We start from the raw sequence: 5,375 nt of genomic DNA on the forward strand, positions 1-5,375 counted from the left end.
TGGCCCGGTGGGGACCAGGGGTGCGCCCGAACCCTGCCTGCCTGGGGCCCGGACAGGAAGAAGGTGCACCAGTGAGCCGCCCGCAGCACCGCCCGGTCGACCGCCCCGGGCGCCGACCCTCGCGCGCGGTCCGGGCGTGCGCGGCCGTGCTCCTCGCCGGCCTCGCCGCGGGCTGCGCCTCCGAGCAGCCGCTGCCCCCGCCGCGGCCCCAGGAGGTGGGCGCGCCGGTGCCCGCCGTCGACGCCGAGCAGCTGGAGCAGGTCCACGCCGACGTCGCGGAGACCGTGGCGGCCGCCGACGCCGCCCGCGACGCGACGCTCCTCGACCCCCTGGTCACCGGCGCGGCGGCGGAGGTGCGGGCGGCGCGGTACCGGCTCCAGGAGCTGGTGCCCGACGCCCCGGCCCCGGTGCCGGTCGAGGCCGACGCCCTGCGCGACGTCGTCCCCGCCGTCGGCGTCCCCGGGGCGGAGGAGGGCGAGGCGCCCGAGCGCGCCCCGTCCCCCGCGGACGCCGCGGCGACCTTCCCGCGCACGTGGGCGACGATCACGGGCCCGCAGGCGCAGCCCCAGCTCGCCGTCCTCGTCCAGGAGGACGTCCGCAGCCCCTACCGCGTCGTCACGACCACGGGGCTGCTGCCCGGCGCCGTCGTGCCGCCCGTCGCCACCGCGGAGCAGGGGGCCCCGCCGGTGGACCCGACGTCCGCGGAGGGCCTCGTCCTCAGCCCGCAGGACGCCGTCGCGCGCTACGCCGAGGCGCTGTCGGCCGGGGACCCCGCCGCGCCGACGGACGGGGCCACCGACGACGGGGCCGCTGACGACGGGGCCGCTGACGACGGGGCCGAGCAGCCCGACGCCGAGCAGCAGGGCCCCGGCCCCGACGTCGTCGCCGACGACGCCTTCCGGGCCGAGGTGCGCGCCGAGCGGGTCGAGGCCGACGCGGTGGACTTCTTCGCGCTCGAGACCACCCGCACGCCCCGGCCGGACGCCGTCCGCGCCGTGGCCACGGCCGACGGCGGGGCGCTCGTCGTCGGCGTCCTCGACAGCAGCGCCGTGCAGGTGGTAGAGGAGGAGGGCGCCGTGCTGCAGCTCCCGGAGACCGTGGCGGCGCTCGCCGGCCGCGACGACGCGCCCGAGCGCCTCGAGCAGAAGTGGGTCGAGGTCGTCGCGCTGGTCGTCCCGCCGGCGGACGAGCCCGGTCCCGTGCGCGCCGTGGGCGCCGACCGGGTCCTCGTGGAGGCCACCGCCTCCTGACGCGAGGGGTGGGCGCGGCGCCCGCGTGGCAGCATGCGGGGGCCGTGCCCGCCGGCGCCCCCACGGAGCGTCGCCGCCCGCACCGTGCGGGCGAGGGGCTGCGCCGCCACCCGCACGACCGCCGCCCCGGCCGGGGCCGGCGGTGCGGAGCCCGGCGGGCGGCCGCGGACGCGGGCGAGCACCAGACGACGAGCACGACGAGAGGCGAGCAGGGATGAGCCAGCGCAGCGGACAGCGACCCGGTGGCCCGGGGGCCTCTCCGGGCCTCAACCTCCGGGGGGCCGTCGACCTCTCGGGACTCGGCCGGCCGCAGCAGCAGGCCGCGGCGGGCGGGGCCGCGGGCGGGCCGCCCGCCGGGGGCGCCGTCGTCACCGTGACGGAGGAGTCCTTCCAGCAGGTCGTCGAGCAGTCGGCCCAGGTGCCCGTCGTCATCGCGCTCTCGTCGTCGCGCGCCCAGGGCGCCGACGACCTCGCCGCCGTGCTGCGCCGCCTGGCGGCCGCGGACGCCGGTCGCTGGCTCCTGGGGGAGGTCGACGCCGACCGCCACCCCCGGATCGCGCAGGCCTTCCAGGTCGAGACCGTGCCCGCGGTCCTGGCCGTGGTCGCCGGGCAGCCGGTGCCGCTGTTCCAGGGCGTGCTGCCCGAGGACCAGGTGCGCCAGTACCTCGACGCCCTGCTCGACCTCGCAGCGCGCCAGGGCGTCACCGGTCGCCTCGACGTCGACGGCGCCCCGGCCGAGGAGGAGGAGGCGCCCGAGCCGCCGCTGCCGCCGCTGCACCAGGAGGCCTTCGACGCCATCGAGCGCGACGACCTCGACGCGGCCGCCGAGGCCTACCGCCGGGCGCTCCTCGAGAGCCCGGCCGACGAGGACGCGCGCGTTGGCCTGGCCCAGGTGGAGCTCCTGCGCCGCGCCGGCCGCGCCGACCTCCAGGCGGCGCGGGACGCGGCCGCCGCCGACCCCTCCGACGTCGACGCGGCCCTGCTCGTCGCCGACCTCGACGTCCTCGGCGGGCACGTCGAGGACGCCTTCGCCCGGCTGGTGCAGACGGTCCGCACGACTTCGGGCGACGAGCGCGAGCGGGTGCGCGCGCGCCTCGTCGAGCTCTTCGAGGTCGTCGGCGCCACCGACCCCCGCGTCATGACGGCGCGGCGCGCCCTCGCCAGCGCCCTCTTCTGAGCCCCGCCGTCGCGGGCCCGGGCTGAGCGGCCCCCTCCCGGCGGAAGAAGGCGACGAAGTCTGCCGCTGAGCCTCACGCCCGAGCGCCCCGCACCGGTCACCGGTGCGGGGCGCTCGTGCGTGCGGGGGAGGGTCAGCGCACGTCGTCGTCGACCCAGTCGAAGGTCCGGGTCACGGCCTTCTTCCACAGGCGCAGGACGCGCTCGCGCTCGGCCTCCTCCATCTGGGGCTCCCAGCGCTTGTCCTCGGCCCAGTTGGCGCGGACCTCGTCGAGGTCGGACCAGAAGCCGACGGCGAGGCCGGCCGCGTAGGCGGCGCCGAGCGCCGTCGTCTCGGCGACGACGGGGCGCACGACCGGGACGCCGAGGACGTCGGCCTGGAACTGCATGAGGGTGTCGTTGACGACCATGCCGCCGTCGACGCGCAGCTCCTCGAGCGGGACGCCTGAGTCGGCGTTCGCGGCGTCGAGCACCTCGCGGGTCTGGAAGGCGGTGGCCTCCAGGGCCGCGCGGGCGATGTGCGCCTTCGTCACGTACCGCGTGAGGCCGACGACCGCTCCGCGCGCGTCGCCGCGCCAGTACGGCGCGAAGAGGCCCGAGAAGGCGGGCACGACGTACACGCCGCCGTTGTCCTCGACGGTCGCGGCGAGGGTCTCGACCTCGGGCGCCGAGGAGATGAGCCCGAGGTTGTCGCGCAGCCACTGCACGAGCGAGCCCGTGACGGCGATGGCGCCCTCGAGCGCGTACACCGGCTTGTCGTCGCCGAGGCGGTAGGCCATCGTCGTCAGCAGGCCGTTGTCGCTGAAGACGAGGTCCTCGCCGGTGTTGACGATGAGGAAGTTGCCCGTGCCGTAGGTGTTCTTGGCGCCGCCGGGGGTGAACGCCGTCTGGCCGAAGGTGGCGGCCTGCTGGTCGCCGAGGATGCCCGCGATCGGCGTCTCGCGCAGCAGGTTCGAGGCCTCGACGGTGCCGTAGACCTCGGAGGAGGAGCGGATCTCCGGGAGCATCGCCTTGGGGATGTCCATGGCGGCGAGCACGTCGTCGTCCCACTGCAGCGTCCTCAGGTCCATGAAGAGCGTCCGCGAGGCGTTGGTGACGTCGGTGAGGTGCTTGCCGCCGTCCGTGCCGCCGGTGAGGTTCCACACGACCCATGAGTCGGTCGTGCCGAAGAGCAGGTCGCCCGCCTCGGCGCGCTCGCGGGCCCCCTCGACGTTCTCGAGGATCCACATGATCTTCGTGCCGGCGAAGTAGGGGTTGAGCGGCAGCCCGCAGACCTGGCGGAAGCGGTCGACGCCGCCGTCGGCCGCGAGCCGGTCGACGATGGGCTGGGTGCGCACGTCCTGCCAGACGATGGCGTTGTAGACCGGCTCGCCGGTGTTCTTGTCCCACACGACGGTGGTCTCGCGCTGGTTGGTGATGCCGACGGCGGCGACGTCGTGGCGGGTGACGTCGGCGCGCGAGAGGGCCTGGCCGATGACCTCGCGGGTGTTGCGCCAGATCTCCTTCGGGTCGTGCTCGACCCAGCCGGCGCGCGGGAAGATCTGCTCGTGCTCCAGCTGGCCGGTGGAGACGATCGTCCCCGCGTGGTCGAAGACGATGGCGCGGGTGCTCGTCGTGCCCTGGTCGATGGCGACGACGTAGCGGGCGCTGCTGGAACCGGTGGTGGTCTCGCTCATGGGACGTCGGTGTCCTTTCCGGGACGGGGTCTGGGTCGGGTGCGGGAGGTCGGGCCTCAGGCGGGCACGACGGGCATCGCGTAGTACACGAGGCCCGCGAGGATCCCGCCGAGGACGGGACCGACGACGGGGACCCACGCGTAGGCCCAGTCGGAGGAGCCCTTGCCGCGGATGGGCAGCAGGGCGTGGGCGATGCGCGGCCCGAGGTCGCGGGCCGGGTTGATGGCGTAGCCCGTCGGCCCTCCGAGGGACGCGCCGATGCCGACGACGAGCAGGGCGACGGCGAGCGGGCCGATCTGGGCGGGCGTGTTGCCGAACAGGAGGATGACGAAGACGAGGACGAAGGTGCCGATGACCTCGGTGACGACGTTCCAGCCGTAGCGGCGGATCTCCGGGCCGGTGGAGAACACCGCCAGCTTGAGGGCCGGCTCCTCCGTGGCGTCGAAGTGGTTCTTGTAGGCCAGGTACACGACGACGGCACCGAGCGCGCCGCCGACCATCTCGGAGGCGAAGTACACGAGGGTGTTCGCCAGGTCGGGCGAGACGCCGGGGGCGTAGTCGTTGCCGGAGACGAGCAGGCCGACGGTCACGGCCGGGTTGAGGTGGGCGCCGGAGGCGTAGGCCACGTAGACGCCGGCGAAGACCGCGAGGCCCCAGCCGAAGTTGATGAAGAGCGGCCCGCCGGCGAAGCCCTTGGTCTTCGCGAGCAGCGCGTTGGCCACGACGCCGCAGCCGAGCAGCGTGAGGGTGGCGGTGCCCAGGACCTCGGAGAGGACGATCTGGGCGAGGGTCGGTGTCATTCAGGTCTCCTCGTGACGTCGGTGTCAGGGAAGGGCGCGGTCGCGTCGGCGGGCCTCCGCCCGCCCCGCGCCACGGTGGCGCGGGGCGGCCCGTCGAGGGCAGAGGCGGAGGACTCCTGGCGGGACCGGCCGCAGGGGGAGCGGTGGGGGGAGGGCGCTCAGGCGGCGGCCGAGCCCCCGATGGGGACGTCGGGGCGGATGTCGGGCGCCTCGAGGCGACGGCGCTCGGCGGCCTCGTCGTCGGTCTCGACCTCGGCGGCGCGCTCGGCCTCGACGCGGGCGAGGTAGGAGGAGACCTCCTCCTCGACGCGGGCGTCGTCCCACCCGAGGGCCCCGGCCATGAGGCCGGCGACGGCCCGGGCGCTCGCGGTGCCGCGGTCGGCCTGCTCGTAGGAAAGGCGCGTGCGGCGCGTCAGGACGTCCTCGAGGTGCAGCGCGCCCTCGTGCGTGGCGGCGTAGAGCGCCTCCGCGCG

At 76.1% G+C, this 5,375-nt stretch carries 5 protein-coding genes; 2 read left to right on the forward strand and 3 right to left on the reverse strand.

Annotated elements, in window-relative coordinates; translation table 11 throughout:
* Nucleotides 1-71: 71 nt before the first annotated feature.
* Nucleotides 72-1,250: a hypothetical protein gene (locus tag Q0789_RS16425; protein ID WP_298807062.1), complete on the forward strand. Its 1,179-nt coding sequence runs from the start codon at nucleotides 72-74 to the stop codon at nucleotides 1,248-1,250.
* Nucleotides 1,251-1,464: 214 nt separating this feature from the next.
* A complete protein-coding gene (locus Q0789_RS16430) occupies nucleotides 1,465-2,427 on the forward strand; it encodes a tetratricopeptide repeat protein (protein ID WP_298807063.1) in 963 nt (320 codons plus the stop codon).
* A 133-nt stretch (nucleotides 2,428-2,560) separates the two neighbouring features.
* Here Q0789_RS16430 and glpK read toward each other — a convergent pair whose 3' ends face one another.
* The 3 genes from glpK to Q0789_RS16445 form a co-directional block, all read right to left on the reverse strand.
* Nucleotides 2,561-4,102, reverse strand: coding sequence for a glycerol kinase GlpK (glpK, locus tag Q0789_RS16435; RefSeq protein ID WP_298807064.1), 1,542 nt, complete (start codon nucleotides 4,100-4,102; stop codon nucleotides 2,561-2,563).
* Nucleotides 4,103-4,158: 56 nt separating this feature from the next.
* A complete protein-coding gene (locus Q0789_RS16440; RefSeq protein ID WP_298807065.1) occupies nucleotides 4,159-4,902 on the reverse strand; it encodes an MIP/aquaporin family protein in 744 nt (247 codons plus the stop codon).
* Nucleotides 4,903-5,060: 158 nt separating this feature from the next.
* On the reverse strand, nucleotides 5,061-5,375 hold a 315-nt coding region (locus Q0789_RS16445; protein WP_298807066.1), incomplete at its 5' end, for a glycerol-3-phosphate dehydrogenase C-terminal domain-containing protein.

Origin of the sequence: uncultured Pseudokineococcus sp., from assembly GCF_947499845.1 — a bacterium.
Lineage (GTDB): Bacteria > Actinomycetota > Actinomycetes > Actinomycetales > Quadrisphaeraceae > Pseudokineococcus.

Bases quoted from the DNA above. Each gene is read 5' to 3' on its own strand.
- Q0789_RS16430 (WP_298807063.1), top strand. From the start codon at position 1,465: ATGAGCCAGCGCAGCGGACAGCGACCCGGTGGCCCGGGGGCCTCTCCG.
- glpK (WP_298807064.1), bottom strand. From the start codon at position 4,102: ATGAGCGAGACCACCACCGGTTCCAGCAGCGCCCGCTACGTCGTCGCC.
- Q0789_RS16440 (WP_298807065.1), bottom strand. From the start codon at position 4,902: ATGACACCGACCCTCGCCCAGATCGTCCTCTCCGAGGTCCTGGGCACC.